Origin of the sequence: Novosphingobium oxfordense, assembly GCF_044029435.1 — a bacterium.
Lineage (GTDB): Bacteria > Pseudomonadota > Alphaproteobacteria > Sphingomonadales > Sphingomonadaceae > Novosphingobium.
On sequence record NZ_CP147005.1, the window covers coordinates 1,723,282 to 1,746,528 of the forward strand.

The following is a 23,247-nucleotide window of genomic DNA, read 5'->3' on the forward strand; positions in this document are numbered from 1 at the left end:
CGCCGGAACGGCTGGCGTTTTCAGAAGGATATCGACCACCAACCGGAGTCCAACGGCCCGCTGACGAAGGCCTGTCCCTGCCCTGGAACTCTAACGCCGCGCCTGAATACCGCGAGCTATCCCTTCGGTGGGCGGGCGCTCTGCAGAAACGACCCGGTTGCGGCCGCCCAGTTTCGCCTTGTACAGCGCCGCATCGGCGGCCGACAGAAGAGCCGCAAGGTCGTTGCCATCGCACCCCAGTTCGGCAATGCCGATACTGACCGTCGCCCGGACATCCGCCCCGTCGGCCCGATCGACGACCATTTCCGCAAATCCGCTCACCACGCGCTGCGCGATCGCCAAAGCCGCCGCGTCGGTCTTGCAGGACAGCAAGGCCGCAAATTCCTCACCGCCGATTCGCGCTAGAATTGCGTCCCGCCCGACAACGCGCCGGACGAAGCCCGCAAACCGCTTGAGCACCGCATCACCGGTCGCGTGGCCAAACCGATCGTTGATGACCTTGAAGTGATCGAGATCGAAGGCCAGCAGAAAGGTGCCCGCATCTTCGGGCGCATCGTCAATATGGCGCTCGGCCTCTTCGAAGAACCAGCGACGGTTACCCAGACCGGTCAGGTAATCTGTGCGCGAGGTTTGCAGCAGCAGGTCGTGTGCTTCCTCCCGCACAAGCGCCATCAGCGCCATCGGCAAGCCCACCGAGTACAGCACGCCTTCGTACATCGTGAAGACGCTGGAGATCGCAAGCAGCTGCGGCCCGAAACTCTGAACCGTCAGGGGAAGCACACACACCCTTCCCAGATAGAAGAGGCAGTGCATGGCTGCGAAGCCCACCGCGATCCGGTGCGATCGGAGGGGACGGAAACGATCGTTCGACCACAGTTCCCATGCTGTCAGGCCGCTGACCAGTGCGATGGGAAATGCGCTGAGATAGTTCCAGATGATCCCTTGCCAGCGATCGCCGACGGCGATCCAGATCAGCGCCTGAAAAGCCAGAATTGCCAGCGAAATCCTGCCGCGCCTGCGCCCGGCCAGGCGAGCCGCGCCCTGAAAAATCAGGAGGTATCCGGCCATCACCACCATGTTGGCCAGGCCTGCACCAAGGTATCCGGCGAACAAGCTGCGCCCCATCGCCAATGCGCATCCGGCCGCCAGCACCGCATAGCCGGCGGCAAGCACGCCAAGCTCCTTCCTGCGCATCGGCCGGGCGTGACGCTCCCAAAGCGTCATGACCGCACTGAGCGCCAAGGTGCCTATGGCAAGGAAGTACAAAGTGGGGAGATCAAACCGCATCGCAGGTACCGAAGATAGGCGGCCCTTTACCTGCAATCTGGAAATTTCCCATCAATTAATGACCGCATCCCGCCGCGAAAGCCGACTTCCCCGGCTCCCGGCCTGCAAGAACTTCACCCGCTTCGAAAAAATCGATCGGCCAAAGAAAAAGGGCGCCGGCACAACCGACGCCCTTTTTCCTTTCAGTGATTCAGTCCGCTCAGTGCGCGGTGGCCGACGGCGCCGGGGTCTGCGGCGGAGCGGCGGCCAATTCGTCTGCCTCGGTCCACTCGATCGCGGTCAACGAATCGACCAGCGCCTTCGCCAGCACTTCGTCGACATGGCTGACCGGGATGATCTCCAGCCCCTGCTTCACGTTTTCGGGAATCTCGGCCAGGTCCTTGCGGTTCTCTTCCGGGATCAGCACCGTGGTGATGCCGCCACGCAGCGCCGCCAGCAGCTTCTCCTTCAATCCGCCGATCGGCAGCACGCGGCCGCGCAGCGTGACTTCGCCCGTCATGGCAACGTCCTTGCGCACCGGAACGCCGGTCAGGGTCGAGACGATCGAAGTGACCATGCCGATACCGGCCGAGGGCCCATCCTTGGGCACCGCGCCTTCGGGCAGGTGGATGTGGATGTCCTTCTTGTTGAAGACCGAAGGCTTGATGCCATAGGCGGGCGAGCGGGCGCGCACGAAGCTGAACGCGGTCTGGATCGACTCGTTCATCACTTCGCCCAGCTTGCCGGTCGCCTTGATCGCCCCCTTGCCGGGCACGGTCACGCTTTCGATCGTCAGCAATTCGCCGCCCACTTCGGTCCAGGCGAGGCCGGTAACGGCGCCCACCTGATGCTCTTCCTCGCCCACGCCGTGACGGAACTTCCGCACACCGGCGAAATCGGCCAGGTTTTCAGGCGTGATCACCACTTCCTTGGTCTTGCCCTCAAGGATCTGGCGGAGCGACTTGCGCGCCAGCTTGGCGATCTCACGCTCCAGCGTACGCACGCCGGCTTCACGCGTGTAGTAGCGGATCAGGTCGCGAAGGCCGCCCTGCGTCAGGGTGAACTCACCCTTCTTCAGGCCATGCGCCTCCACCTGCTTGCGGACCAGGTGCCGTTCCGCGATCTCGACCTTCTCGTCCTCGGTGTAACCTTCGAGGCGGATGATCTCCATGCGGTCCAGCAGCGGCTGCGGCAGGTTCAGGCTGTTCGCCGTGCAGACGAACATCACGTCCGACAGGTCGATGTCCAGTTCCAGGTAGTGATCCTGGAACTTCGCGTTCTGTTCGGGATCGAGCACTTCGAGCAATGCCGAAGCCGGATCACCGCGGAAGTCCTGACCCAGCTTGTCGATCTCGTCGAGCAGGAACAGCGGGTTAGACTTGCCCGACTTGCGCAGGTTCGTCACGATCTTGCCCGGCAGCGAGCCGATGTAGGTGCGGCGGTGGCCGCGAATCTCGGCCTCGTCCCGCACACCGCCTAGCGACTGGCGAATGAATTCGCGCCCGGTCGCCTTGGCGATCGACTTGCCGAGCGAGGTCTTACCGACGCCCGGAGGACCGACGAGGCACAGGATCGGCCCCTTCAGCTTGTTGGTGCGGGCCTGCACGGCCAGATACTCGACGATACGGTCCTTGACCTTGTCGAGCGCATAATGATCGGCATCGAGCACCGTCTGCGCTTCGGAAATGTCGCGCTTCAGCTTGCTCTTCTTGCCCCAGGGCAGGCCCAGCAGCACGTCCAGATAGTTACGCACGACGGTCGCCTCGGCGCTCATCGGCTGCATCGACTTCAGCTTCTTCAGTTCGGCGGTCGCCTTTTCGCGCGCTTCCTTGGAGAGCTTGGTCTTTTCGATCTTTTCCTGAAGCTCGGCCAGTTCGTTGGCTTCTTCGCCATCGCTGCCGCCCAGCTCCGACTGGATCGCCTTGAGCTGTTCGTTCAGGTAATATTCGCGCTGGGTCTTTTCCATCTGCCGCTTCACGCGGCCACGGATCTTGCGCTCCACCTGAAGCACGCCGAGTTCGCCTTCCATGAAGGAATAGACCATCTCAAGCCGCTTCAGCGGATCGGGTTCGGACAACACGGCCTGCTTGTCGGCCACCTTGGCCGAAAGCTGCGCGGCCACGGTATCGGCCAGGCGCGCGGCATCGTCGATATCGCCAAGCTGTTCGCCGGCATCCTGCGACAGCTTCTTGTTGAGCTTCGCATATTCGCCGAACTGTTCGACGACGGAGCGCATCATCGCGGAGACTTCTGTGCCCTCGGCGGTCTCGGCATCGATCCGCTCGACTTCGGCGACCAGCATCTCGCCCTCGGCGCTCTGCTCGGCCTGAAGGCTGCTCAGGCGCGCGCGCTCCTGCCCTTCGACCAGCACGCGGACGGTGCCATCGGGCAGCTTGAGCAGTTGCAGGACGCTGGCGATCACGCCGGTATCGTAAAGGTCGTCACGCTCGGGATCGTCACAGCCGGGGTCGAGCTGGGCGAGCAGGAAAATATCCTTCTCTCCCGCCATCGCCGCTTCCAACGCGGCCACCGATTTCTCGCGACCGACGAACAACGGGACGACCATGCCGGGAAACACGACGATATCGCGCAGAGGCAGCAACGGAAGCAGGTTCAAGAGCATATCCAATTCTATACGAGCGGAAGCCCTTTCGGACTCCCAGCCATTGGCGATAGATATGGGGTCAATCGCGAAACACGCAATGGAATAGCCGCGAAAGACTGTGGAAGCGCTTGCCTTTCGCCTCCACGGTAATCCTTATTTACCCGGTAGAAATTTCGCAACGAAGGTAAAGTTTCGCAGCGAAAAGGTGTTCCGGAAATGGGACGCCCCGCCGCCCGGCACTGCAGCGGCACCATCGAACCCGCCAAAAGACGACGCCCCGCGAACGGCCGCGCAACAATCGCGACACGCTCCCGGGGCGCTATCAATCATGATCTGGCCACGGTCCGCGGTACGTAAATCCGCGGACCGTGGCGCCAGATCAGAACGGCAGCTTGAAGCCCGGCGGCAGGCCCATGCCCTGCTGGGCCTTGGCCAGTTCCTCGTTCGCGACCGAGTCCGCCTTGACGCGCGCGTCGTTGTAGGCGGCGGCGACGAGGTCCTCCAGCATCTGCTTCTCACCCGGAACCATCAGGCTGTCATCGATCGCCACGCCAATGACACGGCCCTTGGCCGAGCAGCGGATCTTGACGAGACCACCGCCCGAAAGCCCTTCGACTTCCAGCGAATCCAGCTTGTTCTGGGTCTCGTTCATCTGCTTCTGGATGGTCTCGGCGGCCTGCTGCGCCGCCTGGATCATCTCTTCCATGGACTTCATCTCAACGTCTCCAATTGCGCGCACCGCCGCCAACGGCAAGCGGGCGTTCATCCTCGATCACTTCGGCCTGCGGGAACGCGGCCTTGGTCGCCACCACCAGCGGATGCTGGTTTACCGCATCGCTATCGGCGTTTTTCCTGGCTTCGGCCAGTTCGACGAGCGTCGGCGAGCCCTCTTCGCTGACCTTGAACACTTCCCAGCGTTCGCCGGTGGCCTTGGACAGGCTGGCGCGCAGGACACCCGCAATATCCTCGCTGAAGCCCGGCGGCTGCGAATAACGGAGCAGACTTGCCCCCAGTTCGACCACGCGAACCTGCATGCGCATGGTGTTCGCGGTGGACAGTTCGCCCGCATGCTCGACATCCTCGACCAGTTCTTCCCAGCGCTTGGTCGTCATCGCGGGCGAAGCGACGGCGGCCGGCGCGGAGCCAGCCGGCGCAGGCGCGCCATCGGCGGCAGGCGCGGCCATCGGCGCACGCGCAGCCAGGTCTTCCAGCTTCTTCACCAGCGAGCCCGGATCGGGCATGTCCGCCGCGTGCATGATCCGCAGCAGCGCCATCTGCGCCGCCACCAACGGATCGGGCGCGGACTTCACTTCGTCATGCCCCTTCAGCAGAAGCTGCCAGATACGATGAACCTGCCCGGCTTTCAGCGCCTTGGCCCAGCCCTCGATCGCCGCACGCTCCTCCGCCGAATGGACGTCATGTGCAGAACCGGCGACTTGCGCCACGGCAACACGGTGAATCAGGTCCATCAGCCCGCGCAGGATCGCGATAGGTTCCACGCCCAGTGCGAACTGGTGCGCCACAAGCTCCAGCAGATCCTGCCCCTTGCCGTCGAGGATCGCGGCGATGACATTGCGCTGCACGCTCTTGTCGGACAGGCCCAGCATATCCCGCACCGTCTCGGCGCGGACCTGGCCTTCACCGTCCAGATCGGCATGCGCGATCGCCTGGTCGAGAATCGAAAGACCGTCACGCACCGACCCTTCGGCAGCGGCGGCGACCATCGCCAGTGCCTCGCCCTCGGCCTCCACGCCTTCTAGGCCGCAGACCTTGGCGAAGTGCTCCGCCAGCATCGGCGCGGGAATACGGCGCAAGTCGAAACGCTGGCAGCGCGACAGCACCGTGACCGGCAGTTTGTCCACCTCGGTTGTTGCGAAGAGGAACTTCACATGCGCAGGCGGTTCCTCAAGAGTCTTCAGCAAGGCATTGAATGCATTGCGAGACAGCATGTGGACTTCGTCGATGATGTAGATCTTGTAGCGCGCCGAGACGGCGGCGTAGCGCACGGCCTCGATAATCTCGCGCACGTCGTCGACGCCGGTGTGCGAGGCGGCGTCCATCTCGATCACGTCGATATGGCGGCCTTCGGCAATCGCCCGGCACGGCTCGCACTGGCCGCAAGGATCGATGGTGGGACCGCCCTGTCCGTCCGGGCCGATGCAGTTGAGTGCCTTGGCGATCAGGCGCGCGGTGGAGGTCTTGCCCACCCCGCGCACGCCGGTCATCAGGAAGGCATGGGCCAGCCGATCGCGCTTGATGGCGTTGGCCAGGGTCTGGACCATCGCCTCCTGCCCGATCAGTTCGCCGAAGCTCTGCGGACGGTACTTGCGCGCCAGCACGCGGTAGGGCTGCGCGGCGGGTGCCGCAGGTGCGGCAGCCTTGGGTGCGGCCGGAGCCGGCGGCGGCGCTGCAACCGGTGCAGTCTCAGCCTTCGGAGCAACGGGTTCGGGTACAGGCTCCGCTTCCGGTTCGGGCGCAGCTTCTTCCGCAGTTTCAGGCTCAGGTTCAGGCGTCGGCTCGGGATCACCGAACATCGACACCTGACCGGCGGCTTCCATTTCGGCCGAAGTCGGTGCGGCCTCTTCCTCGTCCCCTTCGTTCCAGGGCGGGCTGTCGCCGAACATGTCGCGTGAATCGTCCATCGCCGGCCAAACTAGGGGCTGGGGGCGAGAATGTCAGGAGGAAAGCGATTTGCTCCACAGCCGCGCACAAAAAATGCCGCGATCCGGCGGCATTGGGCCCCTCCAAGGGGGAATTTCGCGATGTGTGAAAAAGGAGCCGAGCGACCCGCCGCAATCCGTTGTGGCTGCTTCCTTCCGGACCTGACCAAGTTGGCGAACGCAAACGTCCACCCGACTCCCGGCCGGGCATATGGCGGCGGCGTGACGGTTTGTCCAGCCCTGCAGCGCAGGAAAATCGCATCGGCCGGAAACGGCATCGGCCCGCGATTCCACCAAGGAAACGCGGGCCGATTGCAGGAAAAACGATGCGCTATACGCGCGTGAGATCAACGAAAGTTGTCAGCGTAAGCCTGGATCTTCAGGCGGCGCGGCGGCGTGGCGTGCACTTCGGCTTCGATGCCGTAGCGCGCGGCATAGGCCTTCGCTTCGTCCACGGTCGGGAACTTCAGCGTAACCTGCTGCTGCGTGTCGCCGGAACCGGCCCAGCCCATCAGGGGGTCGGGCTTCTTCGCCTCTGCGGGAACGAATTCGAGGACCCACTCGTCCAGCAGTGCCTTGCCGGACTGCATGGCGTTCTTCGGGCGCTGATAGATGCGTGCACTCATGGGAATGCGCTTTGCCGTCGAATCGGGGAGAGAATCAAGCGCAAATCATTTGCCGCGCGATGCTTCGAATGCATTTCTTGTCTTCAGACTGGGATCTTCCGTCCACGGCTCATCCGGCCAACGGTGCCGGGGATAGCGCCCCTTCATGTCGCGTTGTACGTCACGCCACGATCCGCGCCAGAATCCCGGCAAGTCACGCGTGGTCTGGATCGGACGACCGGCAGGCGATGTCAGCTTGAGCAAAAGCGGCTGCGGCGGCTGGCCGAAGCTGGGATGACGGTCCAGCCCGAACAGGGCCTGCACGCGCACTTCCACGCTGGGGCCGCCCTCATCCTCATAGTCGATGGCATGGCTGGTCCCGGCCGGGCTGCGGAATTCCGGCGGAGCCAGCTTTTCCAGCGCCTGCTGATCGTCCCACGTCATGCGGTTGCGCAGCGCATCGCCCAGCGCGGCCTTGTCGATCGCGTCCAGCCTGCGGCCCAATAGTGGACCCAGCCAATCGTCGAGATCGGCCAACAGCGATTGTTCGGAAAGCGCCCCGATCCCCGCATAGCGCGCCCGGCGCAGCAAAGCCTGCGCGCCCTTGCCAAACGGCACGAGATCCAGCCCCTTCTCACGCACGCGTTCCAGCAGGAATGCCGCGATCGCCGCTGGATCAGGCGAGGGATCAGGGCCGGAGGCCAGCGTGATCGCACCGATGCGGCGCTCCAGCCGCGCTTCCACGCGGCCTTCCGATTCGTTCCAGCGTAGAACCGAGCGCCGCTCGATTCGATCGGACAGCCATTGCTCTACCTCAGCCGATTCGAGCGTCGCACCCGACAGGATCCGCGCGCCCCGCGCCTGCCCTTGCGCGTCGCCAATCACCATCCACTCGCGCGTCGCCAATGGCGATGCCGGGTCTAGCACGTAGCCCCTGCCCCCGGCCGACAGCCAGTTTTCGCCATTTGCATCGCGTCGCCGCGCCAGCATGTCCGGCCTGCCCAGCGCCAGCAGGACGCCGGCGGGAACATCCCCACCCTGATCGGATGCCTGCACCAGCGAACGTGCGCGCTTCGCCCAGCCGGCGGCCAGCTTGCGCGACGATTCGGCACGCGGCGAACGATCGCCATCCCAACGTGAGAGGCGCTGCGAAAGATCCTCGCTCCGCCCGCCAAGCCCGCGTTCCTGCAAAAGCAGAGCCAGCTTCGCCGCCGGACCAGCCGCGCCCAGTTCGGCGGCATGCAAAATCATCGCCGCCTGCGCCGGATCCATCGGCAGGCTGGCGACCTTGCGGCCGAAATCGGTGATTCGCCCGTCGCCGTCGAGCGCGCCCAACGCTTCCAACTGGCGCTGCGCCGCATCCAGCGCAGGCGCGGGCGGCGAATCGAGCCATGCCATCGCCGCCGGATCGCCCGCCCCCCATTGCGCCAGCGACAGCGTCAGCGGAGCCAGATCGCTGGTCAGCATTTCCGGCGGATCGAACTCCGGCCTTCCGGGATGCGCGGCCTCTTCCCACAGGCGATAGGCAACGCCCGGGCCCTGACGCGCGGCACGACCGGCGCGCTGGGCGGCGGAGGCGCGACTCGCACGATGCGTAACCAATCGAGTGACGCCGGCTGCCTTGTCGAACTCGGCCCGGCGCGAAAGGCCCGCGTCGACGACGACGGAAACGCCGTCCAGTGTCAGCGACGTCTCGGCAATTGCCGTTGCCAGCACGATGCGGCGGCGCCCCTCTCCATCGCGGCGAATCGCTGCGCGCTGCGCTGCCGGATCGCACTGGCCGTGAAGCGGCAGGACCAGCGCCTTCGGCAAGCGCTCCGCCAGCCTTTCCGCGACGCGCTCGATCTCTCGCACGCCGGGAAGGAAGGCCAGGATATCGCCCTCCTGCTCGCGCCATGCGGTGAGGACGGCGGCAGTCACGGCATCCTCTATCCGCAAATCCGGCGATCCGCCCAGCCAGCGGAGAGCCAGCGGCCAGGCCTTGCCCTCGCTCTCGATCACCGGTGTCGCATCGCCCAGCAACCGAGCGAATCGCGTGCCGTCGATCGTCGCGGACATGACAACGATGCGTAGGTCTTCGCGCAGCACTTCGCCGGCCTCCACCGCCAGCGCCAGTCCCAGGTCGCTGTCTAGGTGCCGTTCGTGCGCTTCGTCGAAAAGCACGGCCGAAACTCCGGAAAGCTCCGGATCGGTGAGAATACTTGCCACGAAAATCGCCTCGGTCATCACGACCACCCGCGTGCGGGCCGATCGCTTGACGTCGAGACGGGTAACATAACCGATGGTATCGCCCGCCTGCTCGCCCAGTTGCGCCGCCATGCGCTCGGCAGCGGCACGCGCGGCAACGCGGCGGGGCGAGAGCAGGATGACGGTGCCGGTGCACCATGGCTCCCCCAGCAGCGCGGGTGCCAGCGCGGTCGTCTTGCCCGCGCCAGGCGGGGCAATCAGCACGGCCCGCGGGCCATCGCGCAAGGCGGCCAGCAGTTCGGGAAGCACGGCGTGGATCGGAAGTTCACTCACCCGCGCTTCCTTAGGAGCCAATGCCCGCCTTCACCAGTCCGTCCAACGCCCGGGCGCATATCGCCATTTCGGCGGAAGTTTTTACGGCCATCCACTCTTCATCAACGATTGGTAACTAACCGTGGCTGTCGGAGTTCATGACGTTGCAAGAAGCCGATAACACCCCCAACAAGTTTCACCGCGCCGGGCAATACCCCTTGCCCGTGGCGCAGTACCTGCGCCTGCGTGAGAGGATTCCGCCGCTTTACGGCCTTCTTTCGGTCAATGCGGGGATTCTGGCCTATACCCATCGGGCATTGGCGCCGTCCTATCTGGCGCTGACGGTTCCGGCGATTCTGATCGCGGTATGCCTGATCCGCATGCTGGCTTGGCTGCGCCCTACCGGGCCGGCCGATTTCGATAGCGACATCGCCCGATACCGGATGCGACGCACCACTTGGCTGGCCGTCGTGCTTTCGCTCACTTTCGTGGCCTGGGCACTGATGCTGGACCATTACGGCGGGCCTTACGAGCATGGCCATGTCGCCATCTTCGTGGCGGTGACGGTGCTGGGCTGCGTGTTCTGCCTCACCTTCCTGCCGACCGCTGCCTTGCTTATCTGCGTAACGGTGCTCAGCGTGTTCCTGGCATACAGTGTGGCCATGGGATCGGTGGTGCGCGTCGCGATCGCCCTGAACATCGCACTGGTAGCGACCGTGATCCTGAAGATCCTGCGCGACACCTACGATTCGTTCGTGGCGCTGGAAACCACGCAACGCGCCCTCGCCAGCGAGCGCAAGCAGGCGCATGTGCTGGGGGCGGAGAATGCCCGCCTTGCCGAGACCGACGCGCTGACCGGCCTGCCCAACCGCCGGCATTTCTTCGGGTGCCTCGAATCGATGCTGGCCAATGCCGGCCCTGGCGAAGTCTTCTGCGTCGGCCTGATCGACCTCGACCGCTTCAAGCCGGTCAACGATACATATGGCCATGCGCAAGGCGACCGGCTGTTACAGGTGCTGGGTGAGCGCATGCTGGCCGCCTGCCCCGAAAACACCGTGGTCGCGCGCCTTGGCGGCGACGAGTTCGGGCTGATCTTCAAGGGCCCGCCTGATGAGGCGGAGCCGATCGCACAGGCGCTCTGCGCCGAGATCCGGCGCCCTGCCCGCATCGGGGACATCGTGGTCGCCGTCGGCTGTTCGGCCGGACTGGCCGAATTCCCGGCTGCCGGACGCGATCCGCACACCTTGTTCGACCGTGCCGACTTCGCCCTCTACCACGCCAAGAACGAGAAGCGCGGCCAGTGCGTGCGCTTTTCCAGCGAGCTTGAGCACCTGATCCGCACCGAGCAGGCGCTGGACGCGGCCTTGCAGACGGCGGACCTCTCACGCGAACTGTCGATGGTCTACCAGCCGATCGTCGCCACCGAGAACCGGATGCCGATGGGCGTCGAATGCCTTGCCCGCTGGACATCGCCCACGCTGGGCCCGGTCGCTCCGGAAATGCTGATCGCATCGGCGGAACGCATCGGCCGTGCGCGCGAAGTGACGCTGGCGCTGTTCATGCAGGCCCTGGCCGCGCTCGTCCGCCTGCCGGATACGATGCACGTGTGCTTCAATCTTTCCGGGCAGGACATCGCCGATGCCGAGACAGTGGCCGCGCTGATCGCGCTGACCGAACGGTCCGGCGGCAGCCCGTCGCGGTTGATCTTCGAGATCACCGAAACCTCTCTGATCGCCAAGTTCGACAGCGCGCGGGATGCGCTGGAGGGCCTTCGCGAGATCGGCGCGCGGGTCGCGCTGGACGATTTCGGCACCGGCTATTCCAGCCTTTCCTCGCTCCACCAGCTTCCGCTCGACATGGTGAAGATCGATCGCAGCTTTGCCCCGCGCCTGGATGAGACGCGTGGCCGCCGCCTGATCGCGGCCATCCGCAACCTGGCCCGCTCACTCTCGCTGGACTGCGTGATCGAGGGAATCGAGACCGAAGAACAGATGCTCAGCGCCCGGATCGCCGGCTTCACGCTGGCACAGGGCTATCATCTGGGCATGCCGATGGCCCTGCCGAAGCTGCTCGACCGTTACGCCAAGGAAGATCGCAGCGCCTTCAGCGCGGCGTGAGGGAACCAGCCTTCGCGCCGCGAGAGGCCAAGCCTCAGAGCGAAATGCCGCGCACGCCGTACGTGATGCGAATCCTTACCCAGCTGCCGATCTGGGCTTTGCCATTGATGCGCGGCGGCTGGACCTCGAACTGCCACGCCGCGTTCAGCACCGCACGGCCGAAGCCCGATCCGCGCGGCGATTCGGCCAGGATCTGGCAATTGTCGACCTTGAAGCCCGGCTGCGTCTGGCAGGCAATCTCACCCCAACCGGTCTGCGGACCGTGGTTGGGCAGATAGCCCGCAAGCTGGGCGTCGGTCGGTTCCTTGTGCCATGCCGCGTTGTAAAGCACGACGCCGCCCGGCCCTTCGCCCGGGCCATAGACGCCGCCCGAACCGCCGGGCGCCGAATCGCCCGATGCGGCCGACTGGCCCTTCATGTTGCCGATGTCCGCCGCGGCGAAGTCGTTGCTGGACATGTGCAGGAACGTGAATGCCTGCTTCTTCGCAGTGGCCGGTTTCTCCACCGGCTTGTCGGGCGTGATGACCGGCACCGACACTTTGTGTTCGGTGTGCTTGGCCTGCTGTTGCTTGGGTTTTTCAGGCGTATCGCCGCCCTGCTCCTTCTCGTGATTAACGACATCGAATGTCGTGAGCGAGGACGTCTTCTTGATCAGCGCCGGGACAAGCCCCGTCTGGGTGATCGCCAGCAATAGCGCGATCACCAGAATGGCTGCCGAAAGCAGCGAGGAGACTAGGCGCTGGCGGGGCGACCCGGGCTGATAGCCGGAGGGCGCCAGCTCGGATTCGAGGGACATGGCGGCGTCTGGATAGACGCGCGGAAGGTGCGCCGCAATTGCAGGCTTGTTGCCATTTTATTGCAGCGCGCCGGTGTTGCCGGAATGGCGCAGCCCGTGTCTTCGAAACCGCTCCCTTCCCGCGATTTCCACCGGCTTCAGCCCGGCAGGCCCAGGAATTTGAACGGCGCGTGCTCGACAAAATCGCCGGACACTTCGCCGGAAAACGTATGGTCCTGATTTGGGCCGAGATCGAGCGTCTTCACCTTGCCCGTCTCCTTCGAGAAATCGAGCTTCTTCAGATCCACCCAGAAGGTGTTCGGCGTCAGCGCCGATTCGAAGAAATAGAGCTGGCGCTTATGGTCGAAAACCGTGCGCCAGCGGGTGGAAGAGATGTTCGGCTGACCCGGCGTGGTGATCCCGTAGGGCACGGATGCGTTGCGGATCACGCTGAAGACGGCGGCAAGCGCCTTGTTCGGGTCCTCCGCCTTGGGAATGGCATTGATGTAGAAAGATGCACGGGCAAATCGATCCGCCGCCCGATTGGTGCCCGGCAACATCACTGTGCCGCCGATATCCTTCCAATAGGCATTGAGCGCCAGTTGGTGGTCGAACGTCGGCGAATTGGTCATCACCTGATAGTCGCGCGAATGGTGGATGACCTGCTTGCCGCCGATATATTCGATGATCGCGCTGTCCCCCGTGGCGTCCGACAGCGAGAGGTGGACCGTGGTCAGCTTGTCCTCTTCGCCCGGCACATTGTCGGTGACGATCGTGAACGGCTCCTTCTGAAGCGCCGCCACTGCCTCTGCCACCGTCGCGAAATTGTCGAGCGTGTATTGTGCCCAGGCGGCGATCGTCAGCCCCGGTTTGCTCGTGGCGTCAAAGTGCGGATATTCGGATTCGGCCAGCCAGAGCAGGTTCGCCTCCAGCCCCTTCTCGTTGACGCCGTCCGTGGTCGAAACGTCGTAGCCGCTGACGACCACGCTGCCGTACCTCGATGTCCACTTGATCGAATTGGGCCCGGCCTCCCCGCTGCGCGCGATGCCGCGCGGCAGGATCCACATGTTGGAGAGAATATCGCTCTTCCAGTCCATCGATCGGGCAGTGATGATGTTCCCATCGGGGCCCAGATAGACGGCACGGGTACAGGCATCGGCGGCGACGCCTGCCATAAGCATTCCCGGCAATGCCAGGACGGAAATCGACCGGACGAACTTGGAAGCGGCGCGCGATACGGACATTGAGGGCGACTCCTTTTCGCGATGACGGCAGGCAAAATCAGAAGAACATCGACAATCCCAGCAGTGGACCATGCTGCTTCATGTGCCAGATGAAGCGGCCGCGACCGGTAAAGTCTTCCTGATCGTAGTCTTCGTAGATGAAGCGATATCCCGCGCGCAGGATCGTGCGCTGGCCGAACAGATGCGTGCGATAACCCAGCAGGGCCAACGCATTCACACTGATGTCCGATCCGGCGCCGAAGCCACCGGCGTCACCCTCAACGAACAGATTCCAGCGGCTGGAAAGGTCCGCATTGATGCGCATGCCCGCGAAGGGATCGACCCAATCGGCTTTCTTGGAGGTTCCCAGCCCCAGCGGCTCGACATCGGCATCGGCCTTGAGATTGGTCCAGCGCAGACCCACCGTGGGTTCGAACGAGATGTTGCGCGGCACGCCGAACGCCGTCTCGCCCGAGAGCGGGATGCTCCAGGCCTTGTAATAGAAGCCGCCGGCCACGCGCGTCGTATGGATCGAAAGGTCGACCGGCAGCGAGAGGACCTGCTCCGTCTGCGAAGTTTTGACATGCTGCGCATCGATATAGCCGCCCCAGCGGCCGCTGATGAATTCCACATTGCCCATCGCGGCAATGTCGAGATGGCTGAAGATATCGCCGAACGGCAAGTGCACATTGCCCTGAAGCCCCGCCAGGCCCAGATCGCCGCCCAAAGAGGCGCCCCAGACATATGGACTGACGATCACCGTCCAATGCGTGCCCTTTCGGCCTGGCAAGGGAGCAGCGTTTGCGGTTTCGGCAACGGCAGATCCATCGTCCTGCCCGCCGCCATCAGCCGCCGCTTCCACAGTATCTGCCGCAGATACCGCATCCACCGATGAAGCGAGATCTTCGCGTGCCTGAAGCGGATAAGGAACCAGCGCGGCCAATCCGGCAGCGAAACACGGCAACATGGCGTGACGCAAACAGACCATCGACGTCTCCTTCACAGGAACACGTAATGGAGCGAAGGCTAGTTATCTTTCCCTAGATATCAACCGAATAGATTTCGGATCGTCTCATTTCATGCGACAGCCTTGCCGCAAACGACTTAAAGTCGAATAGTAAACACGCTTTCCGACAGGCCCGTACCAAGAGCCCACATACACAAACGGCGCCCCGGATGAACCGGCGCGCCGCCCGCTGTATTTGATGCTGCCGGTCCGCTCAGTAGCGGCGTGCCACCGCGAATTCGACAGCTTCGCACATGGCATCGCGCGCCGCGCCGGCGGGGAAGATCGACAAGGCATCGATCGCCCGCTGCGCATAGAGGCGGGCCCGCTCACGCGTGGCCTCCACGCAACCGTGGCGGTTGATGAGCTCGACGGCGTGGGCAAGATCCTCGTCCTCGGTGCGGAAGCCGGCGATGGCTTCTTCCCAGAACTTGCGCTCTTCCGCATTGCCGCGCGCATAGGCCAGGATGACCGGCAGGGTCATCTTGCCCTCGCGGAAGTCGTCGCCCTTGTCCTTGCCCGATTCGGAGGCTTCCGAATCGTAGTCGATGGCATCGTCCACCAACTGGAAGGCAATGCCCAGGTTGCGGCCGTAGGAATCGAGCGCCTGCTCCTCCGCCTCGCTCTTCTCGGCGACGATGGCCGGGATGCGGGTGGCGGCGGCAAACAGTGCGGCAGTCTTCGAACCGATGATCTGGAGGTAGTGCTCCTCGCTCGTCTCGATCCTGCGCTGGGCGGTCAGCTGGTCGACTTCGCCCTCGGCGATGATCGAACTGGCCTTGGAGAAGATCTTGAGAACCTTCAGGCTGCCGTCTTCCACCATCAGTTCGAAAGCGCGCGTGAACAGGAAGTCGCCCACCAGCACCGTTGCCGGATTGCCGAAGACGATGTTCGCGGCGGCCTTGCCCCGACGCATGTCGGAACCGTCGACCACATCGTCATGCAGCAGGGTAGCGGTGTGGAGGAATTCCACGGCAGCGGCCAGCTTGTGGTGGCGCGCGCCCTGATAGCCGCACAGCTCTGCGGCGGCGACCATCAGCATCGGGCGCATGCGCTTGCCTCCACCCGAAATCAGGTGGCCGGCCAGCGCCGGTATCAGCGGGATCTCGCTTTGCATTCGATCGAGAATGACCGCGTTGACGCTGTTCATGCCCGGCGCGGTCAGCGCCAGCATAGGGGCCAGGGAAGGCTGCGATCCGCGCGTGCGCAGGGGAATGACATCGGCACTCATCGTTCCGGCGCATTGCGCGTTTGCAGGCATTTACGCAAGAGAGAATGGCATGGAGCGGGCAAACTGACGGGTAGAACAGCCGCCGCAAGCGTGCTAGCGGACCGATCCGATGACCGAGACCACGCCCGCAGCCGACCCCGTCCTCGCCTCTTTCCGTGCGAGCATCGACAATATCGATGCCGCGCTGATCCATATGCTGGCCGAGCGATTTCGGATTACCCAGGCCGTGGGCGCCTACAAGGCGGAGCACGACCTGCCGGCTTCGGATCCGGGCCGTGAGGAGCGCCAGATCGTACGCCTGCGCAAGCTGGCGGAAGACGCGCAGCTCGATCCCGACTTCGGCGAGAAATTCATCCGCTTCATCATCGATGAAGTGATCCGCCACCACGAGCGCGCCAAGGCCGGCTGATCGGTCCGGCGTTTCCGCCGTTCCTTAAACTCATTTCGATATCGGGCGGGGCCGCGCATCATGCGTCACCCCGCCCCGATCGCTCAGTCCTCGACGAGGTCCTGAAGGCGCGTCATCAGCGCCTGGATACGCGTGGCCGCTTCGGCGAAAGTCTCAAGGTCTTCCTTGTTGCCGTCCTCGCGCGCTTCCTTCGCGGCTTCGACGTAGCCTTCCAGATCGGCTTCAAGAGCATCAACGATCATTTCGATCTCATCGGGCGACAGCGTGATCGTAACGGAATCGGTCATTGGGGGGATCTCCTCGATAACTAACGCCCGGGCCATGGGGGCGAACGGCCGCTTCCGCAACAGCCGTCGACGCCGGTTCCACCGGATTTTGAGCCTGAATTATGTCAGGCGATAGGCAATAGCAGCTTCAGGCGATCGCACGGGGCAGGCACAGCCTGACCAAGAGGCCGCCCAGATCCTCGCTCTCGTCCAGTTCCACGGTGCCGCCGTAGATTTCCACCACGTCGCGCACGATCGCCAGGCCAAGGCCGGTGCCCGGCTTGCCGGTATCCAGCCGCGCCCCGCGATCGAAAATGCGGATGCGCTCGACCTCGGGGATGCCCATGCCGTCATCCTCGATCCAGATTTCGCAAAGGCGCGAATCGCGCTCCACGTCGACCGTGACGAAGACGCTGCCGCCGCCGTACTTGGCCGCGTTCTCGATCAGGTTGCCAAGGATTTCCTCAAGGTCCTGCTTTTCCAGCGCCACCACAGCATCGTGATTGCCGTCCAGATCGAAGCGGGCCTGATCGTAGAGCCGCTCCACCGCGCGCAGCACTGCCTCAAGGCTGGGCCAGACATCGGCGCGGGACTGGCCCACGGCGCGGCGGCCCACCGCCCTCGCCCGCGCGAGATGATGATCGACCTGGCGGCGCATTACCGCCGCCTCGCGAATCACCGTATCGGCCAGATCGGGCGCCTTGGCCGTCGCCGCGTTCATCACCACGGTCAGCGGGGTCTTCAGCGCATGGGCGAGATTGCCTGCATGGGTGCGCGCTTCCTCCGCCTGCCGCTCGTTATGGGCTAGCAGCGCGTTCAGCTCCTCCACCAGCGGCTCCACTTCGCGCGGCAGCCGGTCATGCACCCGCGCCGAACCGGTGGTGCGCAACTTCTGGATGGCCCGCCGCACGTGGCGCAGCGGGAACAGGCCATACCAGGTCTGCATGCCCGCCATCAGCAACAGGCCGAAACCCAGGGCCACGAAGCTGTAGACCAGGATCGCACGGATCATCTTGATCTGGTCATCCAGATCGGCGCGACTGGCGGCGACCGTGAACATCCATTTGGTATTGCTGCCCGGCAGGATGATCGACCGTTCCATCACGCGCAGACGCTCGCCCGCGAACTGCTCCGAATCGTAGACATGCGGCTGCGCGTCGAAATGACTCTCGGGCACGTTCAGGCTGCGATCCCACAGCGAGCGCGAGGGGAAATCCTCGTGCCCCTTGCCGCGAATTTGCCAATAGAGCCCGGAATTCGGCTCCAAAAAGCGCTGATCGCCCAGCGGCCGAATGAAGAACACCTCTCCATCCGGGCCGATTTCGGCCGAGCCGATCATGCCGGTCAGCATGTAGCCAAGCTGTTCGTCGAAATTCCGCGTAACCAGCCCGGTCAGCGTATGGTCGAGCGCCAGCCCGCCGACCAGCAGCAGGATGGAAATCCACCCCGCCGCGATCAGCATCATGCGCCGCCCAAGCGAACCGGTCGGCGCCTCATGCGGGAAGCTGGTATGCGCGGTATCACCCGCGGGTTCGGCGGCTATCCCTGCCGGCCCCGCGCCCGGTGGCGTTGCGGCCACGGCGGCCTCAACCGCGGCCGGGTTCGGCCGGATCGTCGAGGCTGTAGCCAAGGCCACGGATCGTCGTGATCACATCCGCGCCCAACTTCTTGCGGATGCGGGTGACGAAGACTTCGATTGTGTTCGAATCGCGGTCGAAATCCTGATCGTAGATATGCTCGATCAGTTCGGTGCGGCTGACCACCTTGCCCTTGTGGTGCATCAGGTAGGACAGCAGCTTGTATTCCTGCGCCGTCATCTTCACCGGCTCACCCGCCAGGGTGACGCGGCCCGAACGCGTGTCGAGGCGGACGTCGCCGGCGGTCAGTTCGCTGGAGGTATTGCCAGATGCACGGCGGATCAGCGCGCGCAGGCGGGCGATCAGTTCCTCGGTCTGGAACGGCTTGGCCAGATAGTCGTCGGCACCGGCATCGAGCCCGGCCACCTTGTCGGACCAGGAATCGCGCGCGGTCAGCACCAGAACCGGGAAATCGCGCCCTTCGCGGCGCCACATGCCCAGCACGGTGAGACCATCGATCTCCGGCAGGCCGAGGTCCAGGATCACGGCGTCGTAATCCTCGGTAGAGCCAAGGAAATGCCCGTCCTCGCCATCCGTCGAAAGGTCGACGGCATAGCCGGTCTGTTCGAGCGTGGTCTTCAGCTGGTTGCCGAGCGTGGGTTCATCCTCGACGATCAGGATGCGCAAATCGATCTCTCCCTCGGTGAGGTGCCCGGATTGGGCGGCGCAATTGAATGAAGCAAATGGGATGAAAGCCCTGAAGCGTCAAGCGATCCGGCCCTGCCCGCCGGATCGGCCCATATGTTTCCGCATGTTTCGATCTAATACTGGGGGCTCCGAAGGCCCTGTCAGCGCGACTGCCCGATCACGCGGCCGGTGCGGGCATCGACGTCGACGAAAAACACCTTGCCATTCTGGATGAACTTAAGCCGGTACGCCATGGCGGCGGGATCGTATTCCGGGCCCAGGTACTGCATCGCGCTCATCCGCGGCAGTACCAGTTGCTCGATCTGGCGGATCGAGAGGATGTTGCCCGCCTTGCGTTCCCGGCGCGCCTCGCCCTGCTCGCCCCCCGGATCGGCGGCGTGCGCGCAAAGCGTGGGCGTCACCAGCGCAAAGGCGGCAACGACGATCGCGGTCAGAGACGCGGTGTGCACAGCAGGGAATGGGACGAAGCGTTTCATAGTGCCTTGCGTGCCTAAGCACCGGGGCTTGAACAAGTCCTGAATGTGGCAGCAACGGGGCGCCGGCTGAAATGTGTTGCACGAATCCCACGCCAATCTTTCGGCGCCTCTTGCTGCCACACACAGGATCAGGCCGCTTGCCAGCCCCCCGCCCCTGCCTGTAGGGCGCCAGCATCATGGCAATTGCACCGATCCTAAGCTGGGAAGGCCTCGGCCTCATCCAGGGCTCCGGCTGGCTCTTCAAAGACCTCGACATCAACATCGCCCCGCGCGACCGGCTGGCCCTGATAGGCCGTAACGGCGCGGGCAAGACCACGCTGCTCAAGCTGATCGCGGGAACGGTGGATGCGGACAAGGGCACGCGCTCCGTCCAGCCCGGCACCCGCGTGGTGACGTTGGAGCAGGATCCGTTCTTCACCGGCTTCGACACCCTGCTCGATTTCGCGATCCACGGCGACGACGCGCCGCCGCGTCACGAAGTGGAGGCCATCGCCGATCAGCTGGGCGTGGACCTTTCGCGCGAAGCTAAGAGCGCGTCGGGCGGTGAGCGCCGCCGCGCCGCGCTCTGCCGCGCCCTCGCCAGCGAGCCGGACCTGCTGCTGCTGGACGAGCCGACCAACCACTTGGACCTTGCCGCGATCGATTGGCTGGAATCCTGGCTTCAACGCTACAACGGCGCCTTCGTGGTCATCAGCCACGACCGTACTTTCCTGACGCGCCTGACCAATGCGACGCTCTGGCTCGATCGTGGGGGCCTGCGCCGCCGCGACATCGGCTTTGGCGGCTACGAGGCGTGGGAAGACGAAGTCTACGCAGAGGAAGCGCGCGCCGCCGCCAAGCTGGACGCCAAGCTGAAGATCGAGGCCCACTGGCTGGAACGCGGCGTGACCGCGCGGCGCAAGCGCAACCAGGGCCGCCTTGCCAAGCTTTGGGAAATGCGTGCCCAGCGCGCCTCGATGATGGGCCCGCAAGGCGCGGCCAAGCTGGCCGTCGTGGCGGACGACAGCAAGACCAAGTCGGTGATCGTTGCCGAACACGTCACGAAGAAATTCGGAGACCGCACGATCATCAAGGACTTCAACTTGCGCATCCAGCGCGGCGACCGCATTGGCGTGGTCGGCGCCAACGGATCCGGCAAGACCACCTTGCTGAAGATCCTGATGGGCGAAATCCAGCCCGATCAGGGCACGGTTACGCGCGCGGCGACGCTGGACGCCACCGTGATCGATCAGCAGCGCAGCCGGATGAACCCGGAAATGCGCATCCGCGACGTGCTGGCAGAGGGCGGCGACTGGATCGACGTGGTCGGCGTGCGCAAGCACATCCAGGGTTATCTCAAGGACTTCCTGTTCGATCCCGGCCTTGTCGAAGCAAAAGTCGGCACGCTTTCGGGCGGCGAGCGTTCGCGCCTGCTGTTCGCGCGCGAGTTCGCCCGCACCTCAAACCTGCTGGTGCTGGACGAACCGACCAACGACCTCGACCTCGAAACGCTCGATCTGCTTCAGGAAGTGATCGCGGATTACGATGGCACGGTGCTGATCGTCAGCCACGATCGTGACTTCCTCGATCGCACGGTCAACGTCACGCTGGGCCTCGACGGGTCGGGCCATATCGACGTGATCGCGGGCGGCTATGCCGACTGGGAAGCCAAGCGGCGCCAACGCACCAGCGCAGGCAAGAAGGCAAAGGCGGAAGGCGCCGCGCCGCCCCCTCCCCCGCCGCCGAAGAAGGGCAAGCTGTCCTACAAGGACCAGCGCGACTACGAGCTGCTGCCCAAGAAGATCGAGGAACTGGAAGCCATTATCGTACGCGACGAAGCGGCGCTGGCCGATCCCGCGCTCTACACGCGTGATCCCGGCAAGTTCGCCAGCCTCACCGCCGCCATCGACAAGGCGCGCGGCGAGAAGGACGCCGCCGAGGAACGCTGGCTGGAACTGGCCGAACAGGTTGAGGGATAAGAATCAGGACGCCTTCGCGGCGTCCTGAACCTCCTGCTCTCCGCTTACGGGACTGCCATCGAGCACGGCGCGCCAGAAGCGCACGAGATTCTGCGCGTTCACGCCCCATGAAAAGCGCGCGACATTGGCCGAAACCTGCTCCTGATCGGGCGGATCGTCCAGAATGTCGCGCACGGCGGCGGCGATGGCTTCCGGCGTCCGCTCAGCAAGACGACCCGCACTCGGGTTCTGCACCACTTCGCGGGCACCGCCGATATCGGGGATGACGATGGGTGTGCCGCAGGCCAGTCCCTCGATCCAGACATTGGCCAGCCCCTCGCTGGCGGAAGGCAGAACCAGCACATCGGCCGCGCACAGCAGGTGCGGCAGCAGATCGTGCCCGACTTGCCCCAGAAACTGCACCCGGTCCGCCACGCCCAGAGAACGTGCCAGCGTGCGCAAGGCGCGCTCATCCTCGCCCACGCCGGCCAGCGCCAGACGCACGTCGGGCAATTGGGCGATCGCCTCGATCACCAGTCGCTGCCCCTTGCGCGGGATCAGCGATCCGGGCGTCACCACCAGCGGCCCTTCCGACCAGACGCCCAGATCGGGCAAAGCAGACACCAGCGCGCGGGCCGCTCCACGCTCGATGGGATGGAACCGTTCCCGGTCAAGGCCGGTATAGTGCACGGCGATGCGGTCCGCCGGCATGCCCAGCGCGATCATGTCCGCGCGCAACGCCTCGCTCACCGCCAGCAATCCTGCGGCCTGATGCGCGGCTGCAAGCATCTGCTTCAAGGCGGCCGGGCGCTGGCCCCAATAGTGGATGTCCGCCCCGCGCGACTTGATCGTCAGCGGCAGCCCCAATTCGCGCGCGACGATCGCGGCGGCAGGACCGTCCGGGAAAAAGAACTGCGCATCCACCAGATCGAACGGCTGTTCCGCGTGAAGCTGGCGCGCCATCGGCAGCACGGCCTTGGCGATCCAGGCCGGATTGCTGTCTCCGCCGATCTTCGGGATCAGCGTGAACTTGGGATAGAGCACCTCGATGCCAGAGGCGTCGCTCGCTTCGGGCAAAGCCGCCAATGCGTCGTAAGGCTTGCGCCGGGACAGCGGCCAAGGCGGTACGCCGACCGGGCTGACCATCACAAGATCCACCGCGCAGTTGGCGACCACCGCGCGCATCTGGTTGCCCACGAAGATACCGAAGGACGGCTTCGCGGGATTGGGAAATAGCGTGGCAATCGAAAGGATGCGCATGAGGTGCCTCTACGCGGGAGAAGTTAGAGCTTTCTGACCAGCATCTCCGCAACCGCCAGCCATTGTGGATGTTCCACCGTAACTTGCGCGCGACCGGCAGCCGGAGCCGACAGCACGACGCGCTCCCCGTCGCAATCGATCAGCCGTCCGAAGGCAAAGCGACCGGCCGGGCGCGGCACCAGCACATCGCGATTGAGCAGGCGCGCGGCCTGCGCCGGCGGATATTGCCGCATCCACACCTGATCCCCGGAGCGGTACTCGCCCAAGGACGCCTCCACATCCAGCACCAACCACGGCGCATCGGCCGCCAGTTCGCTGGGTAGCATAGCCTCTCGCCGGGCATGCGGCGCTTCCGGGCCGGCCTCGGTCAGCACCGCCACGATCATCGCCGGCTCACGCGTTTCGCTACGCAGCACAAGTTCCGCCTCGACGTCGAGAGCAGCCGCGATCCGGTTCATCCAGCCCAGCGACAGCGTGCGCATGCCCGTCTCCAGCCGGCCGATCGTCTGCGCGGTCGTCGGTGGCTGGCAGGCGGCCGCCACATCGGCCAACGTCAGCCCCTTTTGCTGGCGAATGTCACGAATACGATTGATCAAGGCATACCCCGGATAACCAATTAGGTTTTCA

General features: G+C 64.5%; 19 protein-coding genes and 1 other RNA gene. 3 read left to right on the forward strand and 17 right to left on the reverse strand.

The window, feature by feature from the left end; all coding sequences use genetic code 11:
* Positions 1–90: 90 nt before the first annotated feature.
* From WBP07_RS07960 to hrpB, 7 genes are all read right to left on the reverse strand, one after another.
* Positions 91–1,266 carry a diguanylate cyclase gene (locus WBP07_RS07960; RefSeq protein ID WP_395395357.1) on the reverse strand — a complete coding sequence of 392 codons (1,176 nt, stop codon included), beginning with the start codon at positions 1,264–1,266 and terminating at the stop codon, positions 91–93.
* A 220-nt stretch (positions 1,267–1,486) separates the two neighbouring features.
* The gene (lon, locus tag WBP07_RS07965; RefSeq protein WP_395395757.1) at positions 1,487–3,889 is read right to left on the reverse strand and encodes an endopeptidase La; all 2,403 of its coding nucleotides are present in this window, start codon (positions 3,887–3,889) and stop codon (positions 1,487–1,489) included.
* Positions 3,890–4,250: 361 nt separating this feature from the next.
* Positions 4,251–4,586, reverse strand: a complete 336-nt coding sequence (locus WBP07_RS07970) for a YbaB/EbfC family nucleoid-associated protein (protein ID WP_395395359.1) — start codon at positions 4,584–4,586, stop codon at positions 4,251–4,253.
* Position 4,587: 1 nt separating this feature from the next.
* Positions 4,588–6,513, reverse strand: coding sequence for a DNA polymerase III subunit gamma/tau (locus WBP07_RS07975; protein ID WP_395395361.1), 1,926 nt, complete (start codon positions 6,511–6,513; stop codon positions 4,588–4,590).
* A 126-nt stretch (positions 6,514–6,639) separates the two neighbouring features.
* Positions 6,640–6,734, reverse strand: an RNA gene (gene ffs, locus WBP07_RS07980) — signal recognition particle sRNA small type.
* A gap of 144 nt (positions 6,735–6,878) precedes the next feature.
* Complete coding sequence (locus tag WBP07_RS07985) at positions 6,879–7,157, reverse strand: ETC complex I subunit (protein WP_395395363.1); 279 nt, start codon at positions 7,155–7,157, stop codon at positions 6,879–6,881.
* A gap of 45 nt (positions 7,158–7,202) precedes the next feature.
* Positions 7,203–9,656 carry an ATP-dependent helicase HrpB gene (gene hrpB / locus WBP07_RS07990; protein ID WP_395395365.1) on the reverse strand — a complete coding sequence of 818 codons (2,454 nt, stop codon included), beginning with the start codon at positions 9,654–9,656 and terminating at the stop codon, positions 7,203–7,205.
* 137 nt (positions 9,657–9,793) lie between these two features.
* On the opposite strand from hrpB, the gene WBP07_RS07995 reads away from it, so the two are divergent.
* A complete protein-coding gene (locus WBP07_RS07995) occupies positions 9,794–11,752 on the forward strand; it encodes a putative bifunctional diguanylate cyclase/phosphodiesterase (protein ID WP_395395367.1) in 1,959 nt (652 codons plus the stop codon).
* Positions 11,753–11,786: 34 nt separating this feature from the next.
* Here WBP07_RS07995 and WBP07_RS08000 read toward each other — a convergent pair whose 3' ends face one another.
* The 4 genes from WBP07_RS08000 to WBP07_RS08015 form a co-directional block, all read right to left on the reverse strand.
* Positions 11,787–12,548 (reverse strand): hypothetical protein, encoded by a 762-nt coding sequence (locus WBP07_RS08000; protein WP_395395369.1) that lies wholly within the window; start codon positions 12,546–12,548, stop codon positions 11,787–11,789.
* A 137-nt stretch (positions 12,549–12,685) separates the two neighbouring features.
* A complete protein-coding gene (locus WBP07_RS08005) occupies positions 12,686–13,771 on the reverse strand; it encodes a linear amide C-N hydrolase (protein ID WP_395395371.1) in 1,086 nt (361 codons plus the stop codon).
* 37 nt (positions 13,772–13,808) lie between these two features.
* A complete protein-coding gene (locus WBP07_RS08010) occupies positions 13,809–14,738 on the reverse strand; it encodes a hypothetical protein (RefSeq protein WP_395395372.1) in 930 nt (309 codons plus the stop codon).
* Positions 14,739–14,970: 232 nt separating this feature from the next.
* Positions 14,971–15,987 (reverse strand): polyprenyl synthetase family protein, encoded by a 1,017-nt coding sequence (locus WBP07_RS08015; protein ID WP_395395374.1) that lies wholly within the window; start codon positions 15,985–15,987, stop codon positions 14,971–14,973.
* A gap of 109 nt (positions 15,988–16,096) precedes the next feature.
* Here WBP07_RS08015 and WBP07_RS08020 point away from each other — a divergent pair, with 109 nt between their 5' ends.
* A complete protein-coding gene (locus WBP07_RS08020) occupies positions 16,097–16,396 on the forward strand; it encodes a chorismate mutase (protein WP_395395376.1) in 300 nt (99 codons plus the stop codon).
* A gap of 83 nt (positions 16,397–16,479) precedes the next feature.
* Here WBP07_RS08020 and WBP07_RS08025 read toward each other — a convergent pair whose 3' ends face one another.
* The 4 genes from WBP07_RS08025 to WBP07_RS08040 all read right to left on the reverse strand — a co-directional run bounded on the left by WBP07_RS08025 (position 16,480) and on the right by WBP07_RS08040 (position 19,396).
* Positions 16,480–16,683: a hypothetical protein gene (locus WBP07_RS08025; RefSeq protein ID WP_395326869.1), complete on the reverse strand. Its 204-nt coding sequence runs from the start codon at positions 16,681–16,683 to the stop codon at positions 16,480–16,482.
* A gap of 127 nt (positions 16,684–16,810) precedes the next feature.
* Positions 16,811–18,127, reverse strand: coding sequence for a sensor histidine kinase (locus WBP07_RS08030; protein WP_395395758.1), 1,317 nt, complete (start codon positions 18,125–18,127; stop codon positions 16,811–16,813).
* A gap of 121 nt (positions 18,128–18,248) precedes the next feature.
* A complete protein-coding gene (locus WBP07_RS08035) occupies positions 18,249–18,926 on the reverse strand; it encodes a response regulator transcription factor (RefSeq protein WP_132385684.1) in 678 nt (225 codons plus the stop codon).
* A gap of 161 nt (positions 18,927–19,087) precedes the next feature.
* Positions 19,088–19,396 carry a PepSY domain-containing protein gene (locus WBP07_RS08040; protein ID WP_395395378.1) on the reverse strand — a complete coding sequence of 103 codons (309 nt, stop codon included), beginning with the start codon at positions 19,394–19,396 and terminating at the stop codon, positions 19,088–19,090.
* Between the two features lie 203 nt (positions 19,397–19,599).
* On the opposite strand from WBP07_RS08040, the gene WBP07_RS08045 reads away from it, so the two are divergent.
* Positions 19,600–21,381, forward strand: a complete 1,782-nt coding sequence (locus WBP07_RS08045; RefSeq protein WP_395395380.1) for an ABC-F family ATP-binding cassette domain-containing protein — start codon at positions 19,600–19,602, stop codon at positions 21,379–21,381.
* A gap of 3 nt (positions 21,382–21,384) precedes the next feature.
* Here the strand turns inward: WBP07_RS08045 and WBP07_RS08050 are convergent, their stop codons facing one another.
* Both WBP07_RS08050 and WBP07_RS08055 read right to left on the reverse strand, forming a co-directional pair.
* The gene (locus tag WBP07_RS08050) at positions 21,385–22,620 is read right to left on the reverse strand and encodes a glycosyltransferase (RefSeq protein ID WP_395395382.1); all 1,236 of its coding nucleotides are present in this window, start codon (positions 22,618–22,620) and stop codon (positions 21,385–21,387) included.
* Between the two features lie 23 nt (positions 22,621–22,643).
* Entirely contained in the window at positions 22,644–23,216 is a 573-nt protein-coding gene (locus tag WBP07_RS08055) for a helix-turn-helix domain-containing protein (protein ID WP_395395384.1), read from the reverse strand.
* Between the last annotated feature and the right edge of the window lie 31 nt (positions 23,217–23,247).

What these genes read in the sequence shown, in the direction of transcription:
- WBP07_RS08050 (WP_395395382.1), bottom strand. Translation starts at nt 22,620, where the DNA reads ATGCGCATCCTTTCGATTGCCACGCTATTTCCCAATCCCGCGAAGCCG.
- WBP07_RS08030 (WP_395395758.1), bottom strand. Translation starts at nt 18,127, where the DNA reads ATGATGCTGATCGCGGCGGGGTGGATTTCCATCCTGCTGCTGGTCGGC.
- WBP07_RS08005 (WP_395395371.1), bottom strand. Translation starts at nt 13,771, where the DNA reads ATGTCCGTATCGCGCGCCGCTTCCAAGTTCGTCCGGTCGATTTCCGTC.
- WBP07_RS07975 (WP_395395361.1), bottom strand. Translation starts at nt 6,513, where the DNA reads ATGGACGATTCACGCGACATGTTCGGCGACAGCCCGCCCTGGAACGAA.
- WBP07_RS08025 (WP_395326869.1), bottom strand. Translation starts at nt 16,683, where the DNA reads ATGACCGATTCCGTTACGATCACGCTGTCGCCCGATGAGATCGAAATG.
- WBP07_RS08045 (WP_395395380.1), top strand. Translation starts at nt 19,600, where the DNA reads ATGGCAATTGCACCGATCCTAAGCTGGGAAGGCCTCGGCCTCATCCAG.
- WBP07_RS07995 (WP_395395367.1), top strand. Translation starts at nt 9,794, where the DNA reads ATGACGTTGCAAGAAGCCGATAACACCCCCAACAAGTTTCACCGCGCC.
- WBP07_RS08010 (WP_395395372.1), bottom strand. Translation starts at nt 14,738, where the DNA reads ATGGTCTGTTTGCGTCACGCCATGTTGCCGTGTTTCGCTGCCGGATTG.
- WBP07_RS07985 (WP_395395363.1), bottom strand. Translation starts at nt 7,157, where the DNA reads ATGAGTGCACGCATCTATCAGCGCCCGAAGAACGCCATGCAGTCCGGC.
- WBP07_RS07970 (WP_395395359.1), bottom strand. Translation starts at nt 4,586, where the DNA reads ATGAAGTCCATGGAAGAGATGATCCAGGCGGCGCAGCAGGCCGCCGAG.
- WBP07_RS08015 (WP_395395374.1), bottom strand. Translation starts at nt 15,987, where the DNA reads ATGAGTGCCGATGTCATTCCCCTGCGCACGCGCGGATCGCAGCCTTCC.
- lon (WP_395395757.1), bottom strand. Translation starts at nt 3,889, where the DNA reads ATGCTCTTGAACCTGCTTCCGTTGCTGCCTCTGCGCGATATCGTCGTG.
- WBP07_RS08020 (WP_395395376.1), top strand. Translation starts at nt 16,097, where the DNA reads ATGACCGAGACCACGCCCGCAGCCGACCCCGTCCTCGCCTCTTTCCGT.
- WBP07_RS08000 (WP_395395369.1), bottom strand. Translation starts at nt 12,548, where the DNA reads ATGTCCCTCGAATCCGAGCTGGCGCCCTCCGGCTATCAGCCCGGGTCG.